This window comes from Psychrobacter sp. Ps6 (assembly GCF_022129235.1).
GTDB lineage: Bacteria > Pseudomonadota > Gammaproteobacteria > Pseudomonadales > Moraxellaceae > Psychrobacter.
In genome coordinates this window covers 124,075-142,119 of sequence record NZ_JADQAI010000008.1, presented here as the reverse complement: position 1 = coordinate 142,119, position 18,045 = coordinate 124,075, and the positions used below count along the sequence as shown (strand labels likewise).

16 protein-coding genes are annotated in these 18,045 nt (G+C 43.7%); 7 read left to right on the top strand and 9 right to left on the bottom strand.

Going from position 1 to position 18,045, the window contains the following annotated elements; translation table 11 throughout:
- The first annotated feature begins 61 nt into the window (after nucleotides 1–61).
- Complete coding sequence (gene yaaA, locus I3255_RS10565; RefSeq protein WP_238038774.1) at nucleotides 62–874, top strand: peroxide stress protein YaaA; 813 nt, start codon at nucleotides 62–64, stop codon at nucleotides 872–874.
- Between the two features lie 160 nt (nucleotides 875–1,034).
- Here the strand turns inward: yaaA and I3255_RS10560 are convergent, their stop codons facing one another.
- Nucleotides 1,035–2,213 (bottom strand): aromatic amino acid transaminase, encoded by a 1,179-nt coding sequence (locus tag I3255_RS10560; RefSeq protein WP_238038773.1) that lies wholly within the window; start codon nucleotides 2,211–2,213, stop codon nucleotides 1,035–1,037.
- Nucleotides 2,214–2,231: 18 nt separating this feature from the next.
- Nucleotides 2,232–3,149: a DMT family transporter gene (locus I3255_RS10555; RefSeq protein WP_238038772.1), complete on the bottom strand. Its 918-nt coding sequence runs from the start codon at nucleotides 3,147–3,149 to the stop codon at nucleotides 2,232–2,234.
- Nucleotides 3,150–3,296: 147 nt separating this feature from the next.
- On the opposite strand from I3255_RS10555, the gene I3255_RS10550 reads away from it, so the two are divergent.
- Nucleotides 3,297–3,752: an Lrp/AsnC family transcriptional regulator gene (locus I3255_RS10550; RefSeq protein WP_238038771.1), complete on the top strand. Its 456-nt coding sequence runs from the start codon at nucleotides 3,297–3,299 to the stop codon at nucleotides 3,750–3,752.
- A gap of 288 nt (nucleotides 3,753–4,040) precedes the next feature.
- Here the strand turns inward: I3255_RS10550 and groL are convergent, their stop codons facing one another.
- Both groL and groES read right to left on the bottom strand, forming a co-directional pair.
- A complete protein-coding gene (gene groL, locus I3255_RS10545; RefSeq protein ID WP_238038770.1) occupies nucleotides 4,041–5,690 on the bottom strand; it encodes a chaperonin GroEL in 1,650 nt (549 codons plus the stop codon).
- A 110-nt stretch (nucleotides 5,691–5,800) separates the two neighbouring features.
- The gene (gene groES, locus I3255_RS10540) at nucleotides 5,801–6,091 is read right to left on the bottom strand and encodes a co-chaperone GroES (RefSeq protein ID WP_058024926.1); all 291 of its coding nucleotides are present in this window, start codon (nucleotides 6,089–6,091) and stop codon (nucleotides 5,801–5,803) included.
- A gap of 440 nt (nucleotides 6,092–6,531) precedes the next feature.
- Here groES and I3255_RS10535 point away from each other — a divergent pair, with 440 nt between their 5' ends.
- The gene (locus tag I3255_RS10535) at nucleotides 6,532–7,302 is read left to right on the top strand and encodes a DUF3108 domain-containing protein (protein ID WP_238038769.1); all 771 of its coding nucleotides are present in this window, start codon (nucleotides 6,532–6,534) and stop codon (nucleotides 7,300–7,302) included.
- A gap of 112 nt (nucleotides 7,303–7,414) precedes the next feature.
- Here I3255_RS10535 and I3255_RS10530 read toward each other — a convergent pair whose 3' ends face one another.
- Together I3255_RS10530 and wrbA are read right to left on the bottom strand one after the other, a co-directional pair.
- Complete coding sequence (locus I3255_RS10530; RefSeq protein ID WP_201599238.1) at nucleotides 7,415–7,867, bottom strand: hypothetical protein; 453 nt, start codon at nucleotides 7,865–7,867, stop codon at nucleotides 7,415–7,417.
- A 127-nt stretch (nucleotides 7,868–7,994) separates the two neighbouring features.
- The gene (wrbA, locus tag I3255_RS10525; RefSeq protein ID WP_201599237.1) at nucleotides 7,995–8,612 is read right to left on the bottom strand and encodes an NAD(P)H:quinone oxidoreductase; all 618 of its coding nucleotides are present in this window, start codon (nucleotides 8,610–8,612) and stop codon (nucleotides 7,995–7,997) included.
- A 288-nt stretch (nucleotides 8,613–8,900) separates the two neighbouring features.
- On the opposite strand from wrbA, the gene I3255_RS10520 reads away from it, so the two are divergent.
- The 3 genes from I3255_RS10520 to I3255_RS10510 all read left to right on the top strand — a co-directional run bounded on the left by I3255_RS10520 (nucleotide 8,901) and on the right by I3255_RS10510 (nucleotide 13,610).
- Nucleotides 8,901–10,466, top strand: a complete 1,566-nt coding sequence (locus I3255_RS10520; protein ID WP_238038768.1) for a YihY family inner membrane protein — start codon at nucleotides 8,901–8,903, stop codon at nucleotides 10,464–10,466.
- Between the two features lie 114 nt (nucleotides 10,467–10,580).
- Nucleotides 10,581–12,197 carry a DUF2254 domain-containing protein gene (locus I3255_RS10515; protein WP_238038767.1) on the top strand — a complete coding sequence of 539 codons (1,617 nt, stop codon included), beginning with the start codon at nucleotides 10,581–10,583 and terminating at the stop codon, nucleotides 12,195–12,197.
- Nucleotides 12,198–12,335: 138 nt separating this feature from the next.
- Nucleotides 12,336–13,610, top strand: coding sequence for a sodium:proton antiporter (locus tag I3255_RS10510; protein ID WP_238038766.1), 1,275 nt, complete (start codon nucleotides 12,336–12,338; stop codon nucleotides 13,608–13,610).
- 88 nt (nucleotides 13,611–13,698) lie between these two features.
- Here I3255_RS10510 and I3255_RS10505 read toward each other — a convergent pair whose 3' ends face one another.
- From I3255_RS10505 to I3255_RS10495, 3 genes are read right to left on the bottom strand one after another with little or no spacing between them, the layout of a single operon-like run.
- Nucleotides 13,699–14,247 carry a DUF2127 domain-containing protein gene (locus I3255_RS10505; RefSeq protein ID WP_238038765.1) on the bottom strand — a complete coding sequence of 183 codons (549 nt, stop codon included), beginning with the start codon at nucleotides 14,245–14,247 and terminating at the stop codon, nucleotides 13,699–13,701.
- On the bottom strand, nucleotides 14,240–15,451 hold the full coding sequence (locus I3255_RS10500) for a dihydroorotase (protein WP_238038764.1): 1,212 nt from the start codon (nucleotides 15,449–15,451) through the stop codon (nucleotides 14,240–14,242). Before I3255_RS10500 ends, I3255_RS10505 begins: the two co-directional genes overlap by 8 nt.
- Before the next feature lie 58 nt (nucleotides 15,452–15,509).
- The gene (locus tag I3255_RS10495) at nucleotides 15,510–16,583 is read right to left on the bottom strand and encodes an aspartate carbamoyltransferase catalytic subunit (RefSeq protein ID WP_071003207.1); all 1,074 of its coding nucleotides are present in this window, start codon (nucleotides 16,581–16,583) and stop codon (nucleotides 15,510–15,512) included.
- A gap of 385 nt (nucleotides 16,584–16,968) precedes the next feature.
- On the opposite strand from I3255_RS10495, the gene I3255_RS10490 reads away from it, so the two are divergent.
- Nucleotides 16,969–17,952, top strand: coding sequence for a class 1 fructose-bisphosphatase (locus I3255_RS10490; protein ID WP_238038763.1), 984 nt, complete (start codon nucleotides 16,969–16,971; stop codon nucleotides 17,950–17,952).
- Nucleotides 17,953–18,045: the final 93 nt, after the last annotated feature.

The following is an 18,045-nucleotide window of genomic DNA, read 5'->3' as shown; positions in this document are numbered from 1 at the left end:
TAATAAGAATGCTTGACACCTGAATAGGTCGGTCATTGACTCACGATAATAAGGACTCACCATGTATTTTTTACTCTCTCCTGCCAAATCTTTGAACGAAACAGACGCTGTACCAGTGAACTTGGGCAACTACTATAGTCAGCCCGAACTGATCGCGCACTCACAGTCACTCATGAAAGTATTGAAGTCCAAAGAGCCCGTTGATTTACAAGAGCTGATGAGCATCTCTGATGATCTTGCCCAACTCAATGCCACGCGCAATCAACAATGGCGTTGGAGCGAAGATAAGCCGTTTACTGATGATGAGTCTGGTAATGCAGCAAAGCCAGCGGGCTACTTGTTCGACGGTGATGTTTATACCGGTCTTGATATGTATAACATGGATAAAGAAACGTCCATCTACGTCAATGAGCATCTAGGTATTTTGTCAGGTCTTTATGGGGTATTAAAACCGTTGGACTTGATTCAACCTTATCGTTTAGAGATGGGTACGAAGCTAAAAAACGAGCGCGGTGATAATCTTTATGAATTTTGGGGAGAAGAAATAACTGATGTTATCAATGCTCGTATGGCAGATAGTGAGGACAAGGTCTTGATCAATCTAGCTTCTAATGAATACTTTAAAGTAGTAAAGAAAAAAGCCATTGATGCTAATATCATCACGCCACGATTCGAAGACGAAAAAAATGGTCAATATAAAGTCATTAGCTTTTATGCCAAAAAGGCACGCGGACTGATGGTGAAATATGCTGCTGACAATAAGCTGACCAGTGCTGAGCAGTTAAAAGATTTTGATTTGGCGGGTTATTATTACTGTATCGAGGCGTCTGATGATAAGACGTGGGTGTTTAGAAGAGATGCGGCGGATCAGTAACTTGATATAAAAATCATATTTACTACAGTCGCTAGACGCATGGCACTCAGGGCTTCTAGCGACTGTAGTAAATCTTCTTTAATTGAACGGATCACAACAGTCCTTCTTGCTGTGGCGATTGGTGGATAAAACCATTGCACTGAGTTATAAAGATTATTCTCTAACGTGAAATAATCGATATGATAGCGTCAGCCAGTTGGGGGATTTCCGTCATTTTCAAACCTGCAATATTGATTCTACCATTTGGCATGCCGTAAATCGCGAACTCATCTTGCAATAACAGCATTTGATTTTCTGTTAGCGGCAATAGAGAAAACATGCCTTTTTGGTACGAAATGTCCAAAAACTCTGCAGGTGCACCCCTATCTTTTAATGCTGCGCCTAATGCTTGGCGAATAGTATCTACCCTATCGCGGTAGCTTGCCAGCTCGTCTAGCCAATCGTCTGGTTTGTCTAGTAAATAAGAAGCCACCGCAGCACCGTGATTGGGCGGCATAGAGTAGTTGGCGCGTGTGATGGTTTCTAAAAGTGTCTGTATATCTGCGTGACGCTCATGGTTCGTCGTCATCACCGTGGCAATACCCGTACGCTCGTTGTATAGACCCATATTTTTTGAACAGCTGGCGGCGATAAATGCAAAATCAGCGTCTTCAATGATTAGACGAAGCCCTGCAGCATCGGTATCAGGATCATCTCCAAAACCTTGATATGCCATATCAATAAACGGGACAATATTTTTCTGCTTACATTTATCAGAAAACCGTTGCCACTGCTCTAAAGAAGGATCTATACCGGTAGGATTGTGGCAGCACGCATGTAATAACAGCACGTCTCCTTCTTTTGCTTTTTCTAGCGCAGCAAAACACGCATCGATATCTAATTGGCCGTTTTTATTTTGCCATGGATACGTCTTAACCGTTAATCCAGCCCCTTCCATCAGTGGACGATGATTGATATAGCCAGGATTACTGATCCAAACGGTTGAATCTGGAGAGAGCGTGGCGATAAAGTCAGCAATGATTCGTAATGCGCCTGATGCCCCAACCGTTTGCATCGTGCATTGGTTGTTTAGACTTGGACGGTCACCCAGTACAAATTTTGCCATTTGTTGATTAAAATTAGCGTTACCCGATAACATGCCATAAGCCTTTGAATGCGCTTGATGAGCAAGATGTATCTCTGCGTCTTGCACGGTTTTCATCACGGGCGTATTGCCATGCTCGTCTCGATAGACACCAACCAATAGATCTATTTTATGTTTACGCTGGTCAGCGCGAAACCTACCTAACAATGCCCACAGTGGATCACCATTAATAATGGGCATATTATCTAACATCATGATACTTCCTTAATGAATTTATTTCGCTCGATTGGACAAGATGACACCAATGGTACTTATTACGATGCCGCATATCATGATGACTGATAGAGCCTCATTGAGTATCAGCGCAGCCAGTATAGCGGTTAGTCCTGGGGACAAAGAGCCAAGTAATAAGGTACGAATGGAGCCCAACTGTTTGACCGCATAAGAAAATGCAATGGTTGATACCACCCCTACACCAAGGCCTTGTACTAGGATAAACGGAAGCGCGTCATCAAAAGATACAGACCCTATATTCGTCTCTACGATACCAGACAGAACCATCATCAATGTCAGAAAAAACGAGGTATAAGAGAGCACGATAGCGATAGCTATTGGACTTAACTTGGTGCTCTTTAACCCCAAGGTATAACCCGCCCAAATCAGGCTTGCCATCAATAATAACCCCACTCCATACAGAAGACTATTAGTTATTGCCTGTCCATGCCCACCAATCATCGTCGCGATACCAAAGAGAATAAGGATTAATGCGGCAAATTTTCTTAATGATATTCGTTGACGATAAAAAATAAAAGACAATAATGCGGCAAAGAAGACTGGTGTCCCTGTCAAAATAGTACCCATGTAAGCGGCCGGCACTGTACTTGCACCAAAAGCCGCCAATAAAAGAAAAGGCACACCGCCAAATAAAATAAACATGATATCTGGCAATCTTATATTTTTGATTTCATGCCAACTAGAGCGTACCCAAGGGGTTAACAAAACCAGCGGTACACTAAAGCGAATGAGCATGACATCGGCAATGCTGAGCGGCGATGCCCCAACCGCTCGCACAGTCAACGCAAATCCTGACCAAATCAATAAGACGACGCTCATCGCCACATAGCCTTTGGTTAGTGGCGACAATATAAACAAAGGATTTTTGCGCGATGAGGGATGAAATATCGTATTCATAGTCGTGTCTTATACTGGTATACAAAGACCAATTATCGATTAAAATACGCGCTTTTATCTCTATTTATTCATTGCAATTTTGCAAATATTTGGTGGATAATGCTAATTAAATAAAAATTATTGGCTTAAAAAACCAAAAGGTAAATTATGGACAAAATCGACCGTCATATCTTGGAAGTGCTCCAGAAAGAAGCGCGCTTATCTACGGCGGAACTGGCCGAACGTATAGGGCTGTCGCCGTCTCCTTGTGCGCGGCGCCTAAAACGTTTGGAAGATGAAGGTTATATAGAGAACTATCAAGCGAACATAAACAAAGCCAAAGCGGGTATTGCCATGAGTTTCTTTGTGGAGGTCAGTCTCAACAACCACCAAGAAGAATCTATTGCAACCTTCGAACGCGCTCTGTCCGATATGGATGAGGTCATCAATGGGCATGTGGTGTCGGGTTCTTACGATTATTTATTAGAAGTAGTGAGCCCAAATCTCGATGGTTATGAGCGGTTCACCCGCAAGCTGCATAAGCTTGCTAGCGTAAAAGACATACATACTCATTTATCGGTGAGAAAGGTGATCAATAAGACGATTTTACCTATTTTTGTGTGAGATTCTTTCGTACTAATGAGCAATGTCGAGCACGGCCTCCACATACGTTAAGTCTATTAAGAGAAGTACAAATACCTAGTTAATTTGAATTATTACATAACTTTATTATCGAGCATAAAAAAGCCCTGCTATCTTTCGATAGCAGAGCCTTTGATAGTCAAATAGACTTTATGAGGTTGATTTTACTTTTTGTGAAAAGCGATTTGTCGAGAAAGACGAGCGAAAATAGTACTTATTGTACATTAAGCGCGTCCAACGAAGACAAACCACTTTGCAGCGACAGTAAAATTACATCATACCGCCCATTCCACCCATACCGCCCATTCCACCAGCACCGCCCATGCCAGCCATACCGTCATCTTTTTCTGGTAGGTCAGTAATCATGGCTTCAGTGGTGAGCATGAGACCAGCAACAGAGGCAGCATTCTCTAGTGCTGAGCGAGATACTTTTGCTGGATCAAGGATACCCATCTCAAGCATATCGCCATATTCACCAGAGGCCGCATTGTAACCGTAGTTACCCGTACCATTTTTCACTTCGTTAACCACCACTGAGGCTTCTTCGCCAGCGTTGGTTACGATTTGACGCAATGGTGCTTCCATCGCACGACGTAGGATATTGATACCTGCGTCTTGGTCGTCGTTGTCGCCTTTTAGCTCAGACAATGCATTCATGGCACGAACTAACGCAACACCGCCGCCAGGTACAACGCCTTCTTCAACCGCGGCACGAGTGGCATGTAGCGCATCGTCAACACGGTCTTTCTTCTCTTTCATTTCAGTTTCAGTCGCTGCACCAACTTTGATGACTGCTACGCCGCCTGCCAATTTCGCAACGCGCTCTTGTAGCTTTTCTTTATCGTAATCAGAAGTAGACTCTGCGATCTGACGGTTGATAGACTCAACGCGGTTTTCGATGTCAGCTTTGTTACCAGCGCCATCAACGATCACGGTGTTTTCTTTACCAACAGTAACTTTTTTCGCCGTACCCAATTGCTCAAGCGTCGCAGTCTCTAGACTTAGACCAATCTCTTCAGAGATTACAGTACCGCCAGTTAGCGTTGCGATGTCTTCTAGCATGGCTTTACGACGATCGCCAAAACCTGGTGCTTTAACGGCACAAGTTTTTAGGCCGCCACGCATGTTGTTCACAACTAGGGTTGCCAACGCTTCGTTCTCTACATCTTCAGCGATGATCAGCAATGGCTTGCTTTGCTGCATGACTTGCTCAAGTAATGGCACGATTTCACGGATGTTACTGATTTTTTTGTCAACCAATAAGATGTATGGGTTTTCAAATTCAGCAGTTAAGCTGTCTTGCTTGTTTGCAAAGTACGGGCTGATATAACCACGGTCAAACTGCATACCTTCAACAACTTCTAGGGTATCTTCAAAGCTTGAACCTTCTTCAACGGTGATAACGCCTTGCTTACCAACTTTTTGCATCGCTTGCGAAATTAGCTCACCGATTTTGGTGTCTGAGTTGGCAGAGATAGAACCGACTTGGGCAATTGCTTTTGAATCGTCAGCTGGTGTAGATAGCAAATGAATTTGCTCAACAGCAGCACGGACCGCTTTGTCGATACCACGCTTAAGATCCATTGGGTTCATGCCAGCAGCCACTGACTTCATGCCTTCTTGCAAGATTGACTGAGCCAATACGGTCGCAGTCGTTGTACCATCACCAGCCACATCATTAGTACGGCTAGCAACTTCACGAACGAGCTGAGCACCCATGTTTTCGAATTTGTTTTCAAGCTCGATTTCTTTGGCAACTGATACACCATCTTTAGTGATGGTTGGCGCGCCAAATGACTTATCGATAACCACATTGCGGCCTTTAGGGCCTAAGGTGACACGTACTGCGTTTGCTAGAACGTTTACGCCGTCCATCATTTGTTTACGGGCATCTATGCCGAATTTTACGTCTTTTGCCATGGTAAATTACTCCATTATTATAAGTATGAGAATACAATTGAATGATTCGTTTGTACTGTGGGGAGTATTTTTAGCTAAAAAATGGTCAGCTAAAAAACTCTATTAGGCTATTAGCCTTCTAACACGCCCAATACGTCAGACTCTTTCATAATCAATAGTTCTTCACCGTCAACCTTCACGGTTTGACCAGCATATTGACCGAACAAAACTTTGTCGCCAGCTTTTACATCCAACGCACGAGTTTCGCCATTGTCACGAACTTGGCCATTACCAACTGCAATCACTTCACCTTGTGAAGGTTTCTCTTGAGCAGAACCCGGTAATAAAATACCACCAGCAGTTTTTGTCTCTTCTTCTATGCGGCGGACGACGATACGGTCATGTAAAGGACGAATGTTCATCGATATGACTCCAAAAATTGGTTGTTTGAATTAAGGGTTTATTTGAATTAATAGTCTCAATACCAGTATCTATAAGAGTCGCCATTCAGTAACAGCAACCTAAAGATACGCTTTGAGCTTGTAACAAAAAGTGGGGGCAAGATAGGTTGGCTTCAAGTGTAAAGCCCAAAAATTTACAAGATTATTCTGATGGCATTTGATAGAGATGAGGCTTAATAGCGACCATACATTTTATTTACCTTCTATTGCTGGCTTTACAGCACGTTACCCCTCACCAAATTATTCCTGCTTATAGCAACATTCGCTACAAGCACTACACGCGTCAATCTACTGTAGCTCTTGAAAATGTAACAGAGTATGACCATTATAAGCGGTGTAAACATAATAAGAATGATCGATAAATGCTGCTATATCAGCATCATATTAACAAAGAGGTATCTATGAGTTTTTTATCAATGCATAATAAATCACTGCACAACGATTCTAATAATACGAAACGCAGTCCATCTAAGTTTTTATCTGCCTTAGTTACAGGTATCAGTATTTCCACCATTGGAGCCTTGAGTATGACCGCACCCACACTTGCCAGCGCAAAGACTATTCAGCCATCAACGGCCAATTATAGTTTTACCGTTGAAGACAAATATAAAGGAACCGCGACTCGTACGTTAAATAAGTCCGGAAATACGTGGAAATATAACGTTAAGGCTCGCGTCGCTGGGGTGGCTAGTGCCTCACAAAGTAGTACGTTCACCATCAATGGTAATAATGTCAGCCCAACCCAAGCCAGCACCACTTATAAGCTATTAGGCTTAGGTCGCACACATAAGCTAGACTTTAACTCAAGTAGCAAAAAGGTGACCAGCAACTATAAAGGCAAGACCACGACGCTGAGTATGCCGCAGCAAGCCTTTGATGACTTGAGTCTTGAAGTGCAAATTCGTCAAGATCTGTTAAACGGTAAATTTACTGGTAATTACTACATGGCGAAAAAAGACAAAATCGAAAAGACCCCATTTAAAAAATCTGGCAGCACCAAAATCACCGTTCCAGCGGGTACATTTGATACGGTGCGTGTCGACCGCGTCCATGATGACGACAGTCGCTCTACCAGTTTTTGGTTGGCACCAAGCTTAGACTATATGCCAGTTAAAGTTAGCCAAATCAATGATGGTAAAAAGATGGATTTGGAATTGACCAAGGTCAACTAATCCAAGCATGTAAACAGAAGCGTTGAAAAGTAATACTGAAATAAAAAAGCGGCATCCTATTTGGAACGCCGCTTTTTTATTTCTTAAGATTCATGACTAGTATTATAGCCTACTAACGAGAACGCGGTTTCTTAACGACATTATTCATTGAAGGCAGGCGTTTCAGCAAAATAAATAACCAGACATTAATAGCAAGTAACAGCACAAAGTCGGTCAAGTATACGGCGATCTCAGCCCAGCTACTGCCATAGATACGAGTAAATAGCACCACCCCACTCGCGCCCAAATATACGAGCGTAAACATGCTACTTATCAAGAGCGCATAAGGGGAGCGCCCACGTAGTATCCATGGTGTCAAGATAAAAGCGGGCACTAGCCATAATGCTTGCCAAGCAATACCACCGACGATATCAGGGCTGCTTGGATTAAAGATACTGATAAAAATAGGCAGTCCCATTAATCTATAAACCAGCCAAATCAACCAAGTGACCATCAAGCGCTGCGCAATAGGTGCGATAGGCTTGGTAACTTTAGGAGACTTACTGTTAGAGTGGTTTGTGGCCATTAGAGATTTTTACTTCCTAAATGAATAGCACGGATATGTCGCTATTAGCGATTAATTATCAGTATTTGAGCGCAAAAAGTGTTTAAGTATCAAGTTTGGGCTATGACACCAGTTACATGAGACTCGATTAGCGACCCCAGTTTGCTTGTGCTAAAGCAGTAGCAGCTATTGCCAAACGGCGACCCTGTGCGATACCTAGATCACGCTCGTCTGCCGATACTGGCTGATCGTGGGCAGCCCCGCTAACATGACTGGCACCATAAGGCGTACCGCCACGATGAGTGCGATTCAGTGCAGGTTCAGCATAAGGCACACCCACTATAACCATACCGTGATGCATCAATGGTAACATCATCGTCAGTAGTGTGGTCTCTTGTCCACCATGCATAGAGCCTGTCGCTGTAAATACGGACGCTGGCTTATTTTGTAAGTTCCCTGCTAGCCAAAGGGTGACGGTATTGTCCCAAAAATACTTCATGGGCGCGGCCATATTACCAAAGTGCGTCGGGCTACCCAGTGCCAGACCGCTACAGTCTTTTAGATCATCCATCGTACAATATAAGTCACCTTCATCAGGTATCGCAGGCTTGCTCGATGTCGTCTCAGGAGCCACCGTCGGGACAGTACGAATACGTGCGGTCATGCCAGCATCTTCGATCCCTTGAGCGATAGCATATGCCAATGTCTTAGTCGTACCGTAATTAGAATAATAGAGCACCAATACATAAGGGGCGGTCTGACTCATTAGCAAAGCTTCCTTATAAAATCGTTAATGTTATCTTTTATGGCAGACGCTGTAGTCTAGTCTCATACTGCCGAAATATAACCTATAACTGCATTGTAAAATATGTGCACATTATGCCCGAGTCATTGACTGACATGCAAATAACCGCGGTATATAACATGGCTTATATTATATCGAGTTTCACTCGATGCTGCTGTGCGCTGTGCATTTTGACACAATTAAACCGCAGATGTGAGCAGCGCATGTTTGTTACACTATTGTCACTCTTACTTTTGCTAACTGGTCGACATGGAAAAATTCTCACAAAAACTCCCATTTCTACAACAACGCTGGTTTCAATTCTTGCGATTTTTGGTTCGACATTTTTTTGAAGACAACTGTCAGCAAAAAGCAGCATCGCTAACCTACACGACTATGCTCTCAATTGTGCCTGTGCTAACGGTATTATTGATGATTTTATCTTCAGTGCCAGCACTCGCCTCTGTAAGAGCACAGATATATGAGGTAATTTATAGCAACTTGTTACCCCAATCGAGTCTACAAGTGAGTGAGTATATCAATGACTTCGCCGAAAAATCTTCCAATCTAACCATTATTGGCGCCATCATTTTATTTTTGACGACCATCATGACACTGACAACTATTGAGCGCGCCTTCAACCAAATCTGGCGGGTAGAGAATCGTTCAGGCGGCCTCAAAAGCATGATGCGCTATTGGACGATTGTAACTTTGGGACCATTGGTCTTAGGCACCGCTTTTATTGCCTCAAGTACGGTTCAGAGTTTGAGTTTTTTGAATCGACAAATCGCAGGTTACGGGATCGATTGGGGGTTTTGGGTACAAGCCGTATCGATTGGTATCACTGTTGCAGGTTTTATTGGCATGTATTGGTTCATTCCTAAAGCGCGTGTACCGCTAAAAAATGCAGCGATCGCGGGTGTATTTGTCGCGATAGTCTTTGAGCTGATGAAGCATCTGTTTGGTACCGTCATGGCCAACTTTACCAGTTACGAGGCGATCTATGGGGCTTTTGCCGCGCTTCCTATATTTTTGCTATGGATTTTCTTGTCATGGAACCTTATCTTGCTGGGCGTTGAGATCAGCTATACCTTAACGATTTTTGAAACCGAAGAGGTCTATCCTCGCCATCCCCTACTTAGCTTGCTGGACATGCTAAATTTGGTATATACCCATCATTCAAAAGGTGAGGCCGTCAGCGAACAAGCGCTGCGTAATGTGCTGGGACGAAAAGAGCTACCCAAATGGTATACCTATATCAATTATCTACAAGACAGCAACCTCATCACCATGACAGAAGACGATGACTATGTACTCAAAAAAGATTTGAGTAAAATGACACTATGGGATTTTTATCGCACCTTGCCTTATCCATTGCCTATTAAGGATGAGCTTGATGAGATGAAGCTAGAAGACCAAAAACCTTGGCTCAGCTTACTGGTAGATCGTTTTGAGCACACAGAAGCGTATGCTAAGCAGCAGCTACATCTGCCATTGAGTGCTATATTCGCCAATAGCGAGCCGCGCAAAAAATCAGCCTCTAATAAAAATAACAATGGTGGCAAGTTATTTAGAAAAACGACGGCGGCAAGCCATTCACTGACAAGTGATAACTTAAATAGCAGTGGCGCTTATAAAGACAATGTGGATATCGAAGCATCACCCCACTTCGACCCTATCGCCTATGATAAAGACAGCAACATTGATTGCGACTATCACTATAATGAGGCGATCATCCCTATAGGTTCTGGTGAGCCATCGGCTGGGACAGAGGCTGGCAGACGCGACTATAAAAGTGCCATTATTACTGAAGCTGATAATCCTAAAGCCGGTTAATGACAGGTTAGCCAAAACCTATTACTTTAAAAATTTATCGTTTGATGCTCTGAGCAAGATTATCAAACGATAGCGATGAGCCACTTTACGACTATTTTTGGATACTTTGAGTATATGGCAGTGTATAAAGATGATGAAACGAGCTTATGGATCCGTACTATTAGTACAGGTCAGAGCAAGCTCAAACAGTTTACTCAGTTGTGGTCACTGCAAACGTTGACTGACTTGCCCGATCGCCTAAGAGCTTTGTGGCAGCAGCTTATTGGGTCTTACTGGTTTATCCCAACGGCTTGTGTGATTGCAGGGATTTTGCTGGCGCCTTTATTGGTGACTGTCGATCAGCATTTCGATCGTGAAACGGTTCGAGAAATTTCTTTTGCGTTTACAGGCGATGATGATGCTGCACGCGCTATCATGACCGCTATTGCTGGTGCGGTGTTGGGCGTGGCTGGCACAACGTTTTCGATTACCATTGCCGTGCTGTCAATGGCATCATCACAATTTGGTCCAAGATTGTTACGTAATTTTTTGACAGATACTCCGAACCAGTTTGTACTTGGTGCCTTTATCGGCACCTTTAGCTATAGCCTGCTTGTTTTAAAATCCATTCACAAGTATGACGTGTCTTATGGTGTGCCACAATTAGCCGTAACCTTTGCCATTATTATGGCTATTATCTGTGCGCTGTTGCTGGTGTATTTTGTACAACATATGGTACATGCCATTCAAGCGTCTCACGTTATCCAAAATGCCAGCAACGATGCGATTAATAATATTTATTATTGGTACAGCGATCGATGCGACATCCAGCATCAACGTGATGCTGAACATCATGATGTCGAGCAGTTTCATAACTGGCCTGCCATGCCTATCTACTCACCAAGCTCAGGCTATCTACAGCAAATCTACTTTGAGTCATTGATTGCGCTGTCACAAGACTACGGCGGTGTGGTACAGATGCATGTCAATCTTGGTCAATACATTACTGACAAAAATGTTATTGGATATTTTTACCAACGTCCAGCAGATCATCCAAACAATCAACAAAAAACAGCAACACCGAATCTAGCTATGATACCGCGGTCACCTGATGGGATGTTTTGGCAGCGATTTACCGGCTGCGTGCGGATAGAACAACGGCTGGCACATTCTGATGATATTGCTTATAGCTTGGGGCAAATGACTGAAATTGCAGTACGAGCATTATCTCCTGGTATCAATGACCCAAAAACAGCTGTCAACTGTGTACAGTCTTTGACAAGTTGCTTAAGTATTATGATGCGACGCCAGCCCCCAAGTCCCTATCATTTTTATATACCAAAGTCGGATGATAGCTCTGAAAATGAGGTCAAACAAAAACGATTGGCCATACTAGCCTTGGTCACTCACACCCCAAAAATATCGGATTTCATCAACGTATCACTTGGTGAAATACGCCGCTATGCAGCCGCTGATTTGATGGTACTAAAAGCATTGTGTGAAGCAATGGTCAATCTAAACTATGCAAGGGTGAATAGCGCACAGCAACAAACGCTACTGCATGAGCTGCATCTGATCAAGCGAGCTGGAGAAGAAAACTTAAACTACCAAGAACTGATAGACGACCTTGTCGCTATGTGTGAGCAAGCCAAGCAGTTTATTCTTGATGAGGACGCACAGCATCAACATTTTAATTATGTCAGTGTGTTTGCTGTCAATATCCGTGAAGCACTACAGTCACAGTCGAGTTAGTGACATGACAGTTAGATCGCATAGCGTATTAGTAATACACGGTCACTGTCATTTCAATATTTATAGCTCAAAATCTTTACGTAACTCTCATAAGTCATGGGCTTAGGGTTAATTTTATATTCATACGAGATCTGCTTTATGGCATCTGCAACCAGCCTCACCATACTTGAAATCAGCGCCATATTTTTATCGATTACCGCCTCACTGACCTATGTCAATCATCGCTTTATCGGGTTACCAACCACGATTGGCGTGATGGTTATTTCCATATTATTGTCTATCGGTGCGATATTTTTAGGGTTTTTAGGGTTTGATCAGCTGATTGATTATGAAGTCAGTCTATTAGAGCAGCTTGATTTTACTGAGGTGCTATTAGATGGCATGCTCTCGATGCTGCTATTTGCGGGTGCCTTGCATGTCAATATTGGTGATTTGAGGCGCTATAAACTGCCTATCGGTATCCTAGCCGGACTTGGTACTATCGTATCAGCCATGCTCATTGCCACCGCGATTTACTTTATGCTGCCCCTATTCGGTTTTGAACTGCCGTTTCTTTGGTGCCTACTGTTTGGCGCTTTGATTTCCCCTACTGATCCCATTGCCGTCATGGGGATTCTTGCATCAGCAGGCGCGCCAAAAAGCATCGAAACTGTTATCGCTGGTGAGTCATTATTTAATGACGGTATCGGCGTCGTGATTTTTGTTCTATTACTGGGGATTTTATCTAGTGGCGATATTCCAACCATTAACTATGTGGCGCATACATTGGCGGTCGAAGCTGGCGGCGGTGTCATCTTTGGATTGGTACTTGGGGCGATTTTGTACTATTTGCTAAAGAGCATCGATAGTTATCAAGAAGAAGTGCTCTTGACGTTAGCAGGCGTCATCGGCGGCTATGCGCTTGCTAGTCATTGGCATTTGTCAGGGCCACTCGCTATGGTCATGATGGGATTGATGGTTGGTAACCGCGGGCGTGCGCTTGCGATGAGTGATCAGACGCGTCATTACATTGATCTGTTTTGGGAGCTGATTGATGAAATCTTAAATGCTATTTTATTCGTCCTTATCGGTCTAGAAGTAGTGATGATTGCTTATTCAGCAAACTTATTTATTGCAGGTGGTCTAACCATCGTTATTGCTCTAGTAGCTCGTTTTATCGTTGTTGGGATGACGACCAAAACGTTTCACCGTCAGCTTGATTTGCCCACTGGTGCATGGAAAGTACTAACGTGGGGTGGATTGCGCGGCGGTATCTCAGTCGCTTTAGTATTACAGCTACCCATCGGTACCGAGCGCGATATTTTATTGGCACTCACTTATGCGGTAGTGATATTTTCTATCTTGGTACAAGGTCTAAGTGTTGGCAGAGTCGCCAAGAGCATTCGTAAGGATAAAGAAATAACAAAGGTATAAGCCAAAAACACAGCATGTATAAAAAAGCCAGCCTAAGACATGATGTCTTAGGCTGGCTTTGGCTGGCTTTTTTGAGCAGTTTCAATGGTTATATCAAACCCTTTCTTTTCATATTGCGATAAACCACAATTATGATAATAAGATTAAAGATTAATATTCCCAGTTTAAACCAATCAAATGGGCTAACGATCAGATAGTATATTTCTATAGGAATAAATACCCCATAACCCAGCACGCCGAACCAATACGCCCATGTTTTGTCGCGCCATAACCCATAGGCTTCTAGGAAACGCAAACTGGCATAAGCAAATATCAACAATAAAAACACTGGCCAGTTTTTGCTTGCCTGTTGCGCAATACTTACCGCACTGTCGATTTGCGGCGCAAGCAGGTGCCCAAAGGTATGACGCCAAGAGCCAGTCGCGGTCGTCAGCCAATGCTCAAGATCGGTATGCCACGACCACAATGCACCTGCGCCTAATAATGCCCCCACACCTTTGACGACTTCATAAATAGCTACCGCTTTGATAGACTCACTGGCCGTACTGCGTGGTTTTTCTAGATGCTCAGTCATTTCACCCCCTTTATCCTTCGAGGATAGCGGCAGACTATCATCCTGTCGGGGCAAATTAGCCAAAGAACGTCTCCACAACACGTCCTTGCAGCTGCTGATTAAAAAATGGCGTATTTTTACCATTCGATAGCATAGATTGCGCAGTCACTTGCCACTCCAAATTGGGGTCAACCAATACCGCGCCGCTGATCGCTTCATACTGCTCATTAATACCCGCAATCTTTGCAGGGTTGAGACAGATTTTATCAACCAACTCTGAGAGTGTTAACACTTCATCATTAACCAGCTGACATGCCAGCGCCATAAAAGTATCAAAATTTGAGATACCTGGCGTACTCTCAGCAAACGGCGCTTTTTTAGCGGTACTGTTTAATGGTTCATGATGACTACAAATGGCATCGATAGTGCCATCTTTTAATCCGCGGCGGATTGCCTGCTGATCCGTATTACTACGTAGTGGAGGCAACACGTACGCCTGAGCATTGAAGCCTTCAAGGTTGTCATCAGTCAAATACAGCTGATGCATCGCAACATCGCAAGTCACCGGCAAGCCTTTATCTTTTGCCCAGCGCATGAGCTCAATGGAGGACTTACAGGATAGCTGACTAAAATGAGCGGCGATTCCGGTCTCTTCCACCATCAGTAGCTGCGTAGACAATGCAACCGTTTCTGCAATCCAAGGAATCCCTTGCAGACCATGATAAGAAGCAATATAGCCCTCATGCGCCACGCCATCTCCAGACAGACTTGGCTCATCAGGATAAAAGAACACTTTCATACCAAAAGTTGCCGCGTATTCTAGTGTACGGAGCAATACTAAATCGTTGCGAAAAGGTCTACGCGCATTAGATACTGCGATACAGCCGCCCTTCTTAAGCCCTGCAATATTAGACGGTCGTTCGCCCTCTAACCCTGTGGTCAATGCGCCCAAAATATGCAAGTAAATCCCGCCATCACTCAAGGCGCGCTCACGCAGACCCTTTAAAAGTGAGCCATTTTCTAAAATAGGATTGGTATCAGGTGGCGTCACCACATGCAAGAACCCATTACCACGGGCAGCGCTGCCTTCTGATTTTAGCGTACCGTGTTGCTGTTGGCCTGGCTCACGCAAGCGCGCGCATAGATCTACTAATGGTGGTAGCAACCACATCTCATGGCCAGAATCGAGTGTAGACAGTTTTTCTGTTGCAGTTTGTGGCAATGCATCTTTAAATGCTTTTGGCAAATGGTCAAAGATGGGTGCATCCGTATTAAGCATAGTAGACATAACGTTATTACCGTATCAATAAAATGAAATAAATGAGAATAAGTCGCACGGCAAGCTATTACTTGCCAGCCGCTTGATGAGCACGTTGACCTTCCATCGCAAGCGACAAAACCGCCATTCGAATGGCAATACCGTTATTTACCTGCTTTAAGATAACGGATTGCGCGCCATCAGCCACACTAGAGGCAATCTCAACACCGCGGTTCATTGGCCCTGGATGCATGACGAGCGCATCAGGCTTGGCAAGCGCTACTCGCTCTGGCGTGATCCCATAATGTTTATAGTATTCACTTGAGGATGCCAATAGCGGCGAACCGATACGCTCATTTTGTATTCTTAATCCCATGATGACATCACAATCCGTGACGCACTCATCCATATTTTCATATACTTTTACGCCAAAACGCTCAATACCTTTCGGTAATAAAGTACGCGGCGCACACACACGGATATCTGTCACACCTAGCGTTTGCAGTGCACTGATATCAGAGCGTGCCACGCGTGAGTGTTTAATATCACCAACGATTGCGATAGACAGTTCTTCAAATGGGCGCGGTGCCTCACGGTGAATGGTCAACATGTCGAGCATTCCCTGCGTAGGGTGCGCATGCCAGCCGTCGCCGCCATTAATGATTGCAATATCAGGTGTCACTTCTGTCGCCATAAAATGTGCGGCACCTGATGCCGAATGTCGTACCACGAAAATATCTGCAGTCATCGCCTGTAGATTCCACAACGTATCGCGTAGACTCTCGCCTTTTTTAGTACTAGAACGTTCGATATCGATATTGAGTACATTGGCACCCAAGCGTTTTTCTGCAACCTCGAATGTCGTCCGGGTACGGGTCGATGGTTCAAAGAACAAATTCATGACCGTATAGCCATCTAATTCCGGACGATTGATGAGCTGCCCATTTTCGTCAAAGAAAGTCTCTGCTTTTGCGATAATAGCTTTGAGCTGTGCTTTATTAAGACCTTCAACACCTAAGAAATGCCTAATACTGCCATCGGTGTTGAGCTGCGGACGACTCAGTGAGGTGTTGAGTCTTTGATGAATTGTATTGGGATCAAATTTTGCATAATCAGTCGGTGAGACTGGTTGTGTAGCGCTACTATCGAGAGAATTTGACATAATGGCGAGTCTTTATTGTGGGTTTATATGAGTCTGTCGTAATCGCTTATTCATCTTTGTTCGATCATTTAGCACTGATAGGCATAGAGACAAGGACATTTTGATGCTTATTTGCTACAATTTACCGTAATCAAATTCGACCAAAAACTGCCTCAGCGGACAATCAGAAAGCGTAAATAGACATGCTATATTCTCATAGAGAATAATTCTGACGAATCTATAAATGAATAACAATAGATATAGTGTAGCCGATTTTGTGGTCGGGACAAAGATACCGTATAAGCTATTTAAGAATTTACCCATTTAAGGTGTGCCAAATGCCGCCTATGGCCTTACTCTAAGACTATCTATTTTTTACTTTCCATACCCTTTATTAGGAAGCTTTATGACGACCTTAGCAGATTATCTAAACCAACATGCCACTAGTCCTGCACTCAACGACGTAATTACCACGGTTACTAATGTTGGTAAAACCATCTCACAACTACTTAGAAAAGGTGCTCTGGCAGATATTTTAGGCGAAGCTGGTAATCAAAACGTCCAAGGCGAAGATCAAAAAAAATTGGATGTATTAGCGAACGACTTACTGCTAGATGCTTTAGCAAAAAACACCCATTGTGCGGGCGTTGCGTCAGAAGAGCTCGATGATGCCACCCCTGCTAATGACGATGGTAGTCTACTAGTGTTATTTGACCCACTAGATGGCTCATCAAATATTGATATCAATATGGCAGTAGGTACGATTTTTTCTGTTTTGCCGTATGAGCGTCAAGGTCAAACCAGTGAAAACAGCGACTATCTACAGGCAGGTAACAAACAGTTAGCAGCAGGGTACTTGTTATATGGCACCTCTACGGTACTGGCATTAACCATCGCAGACAAAGTCGTGATGTTTAGCCTAGACCCAGAGACTTCTGACTATGTGCTAATAGAAGACAACGTACAAATCGCTGCCGATACGAGCGAATATGCGATCAATAGCTCAAATTATCGCTACTGGCGCGCACCGATGCAGCAGTACATCAATGAGCTGATTGCTGGCGAGACAGGCGTACGTGGACGAGATTTCAATACACGCTGGGTCGCCGCTATGGTTGGTGACGTCCATCGCATCTTATGCCGTGGTGGTCTTTTCACTTATCCGTTTGATACCAAATACGCTCATAAAGCGGGTAAACTACGCTTAATGTATGAAGCCAACCCAATGAGCTTATTGATTGAACGCGCAGGTGGCGGTGCGACAGACGCTGTCAATCGTATCTTAGATATCGAACCGATTGATATCCATCAGCGTGTACCTGTGGTACTCGGTAGTAAAAACGAAGTCAATTATGTTAAAGACTTACACGTCAATTATTCTGAAAAATAATTGATTTGCACGCCTGTTGAGAACAGCCAGCAGAATGCTAAATCAATAATAGACATTGTGTTGGTTATCTAAACAACTCCTTTACTCTTCTCT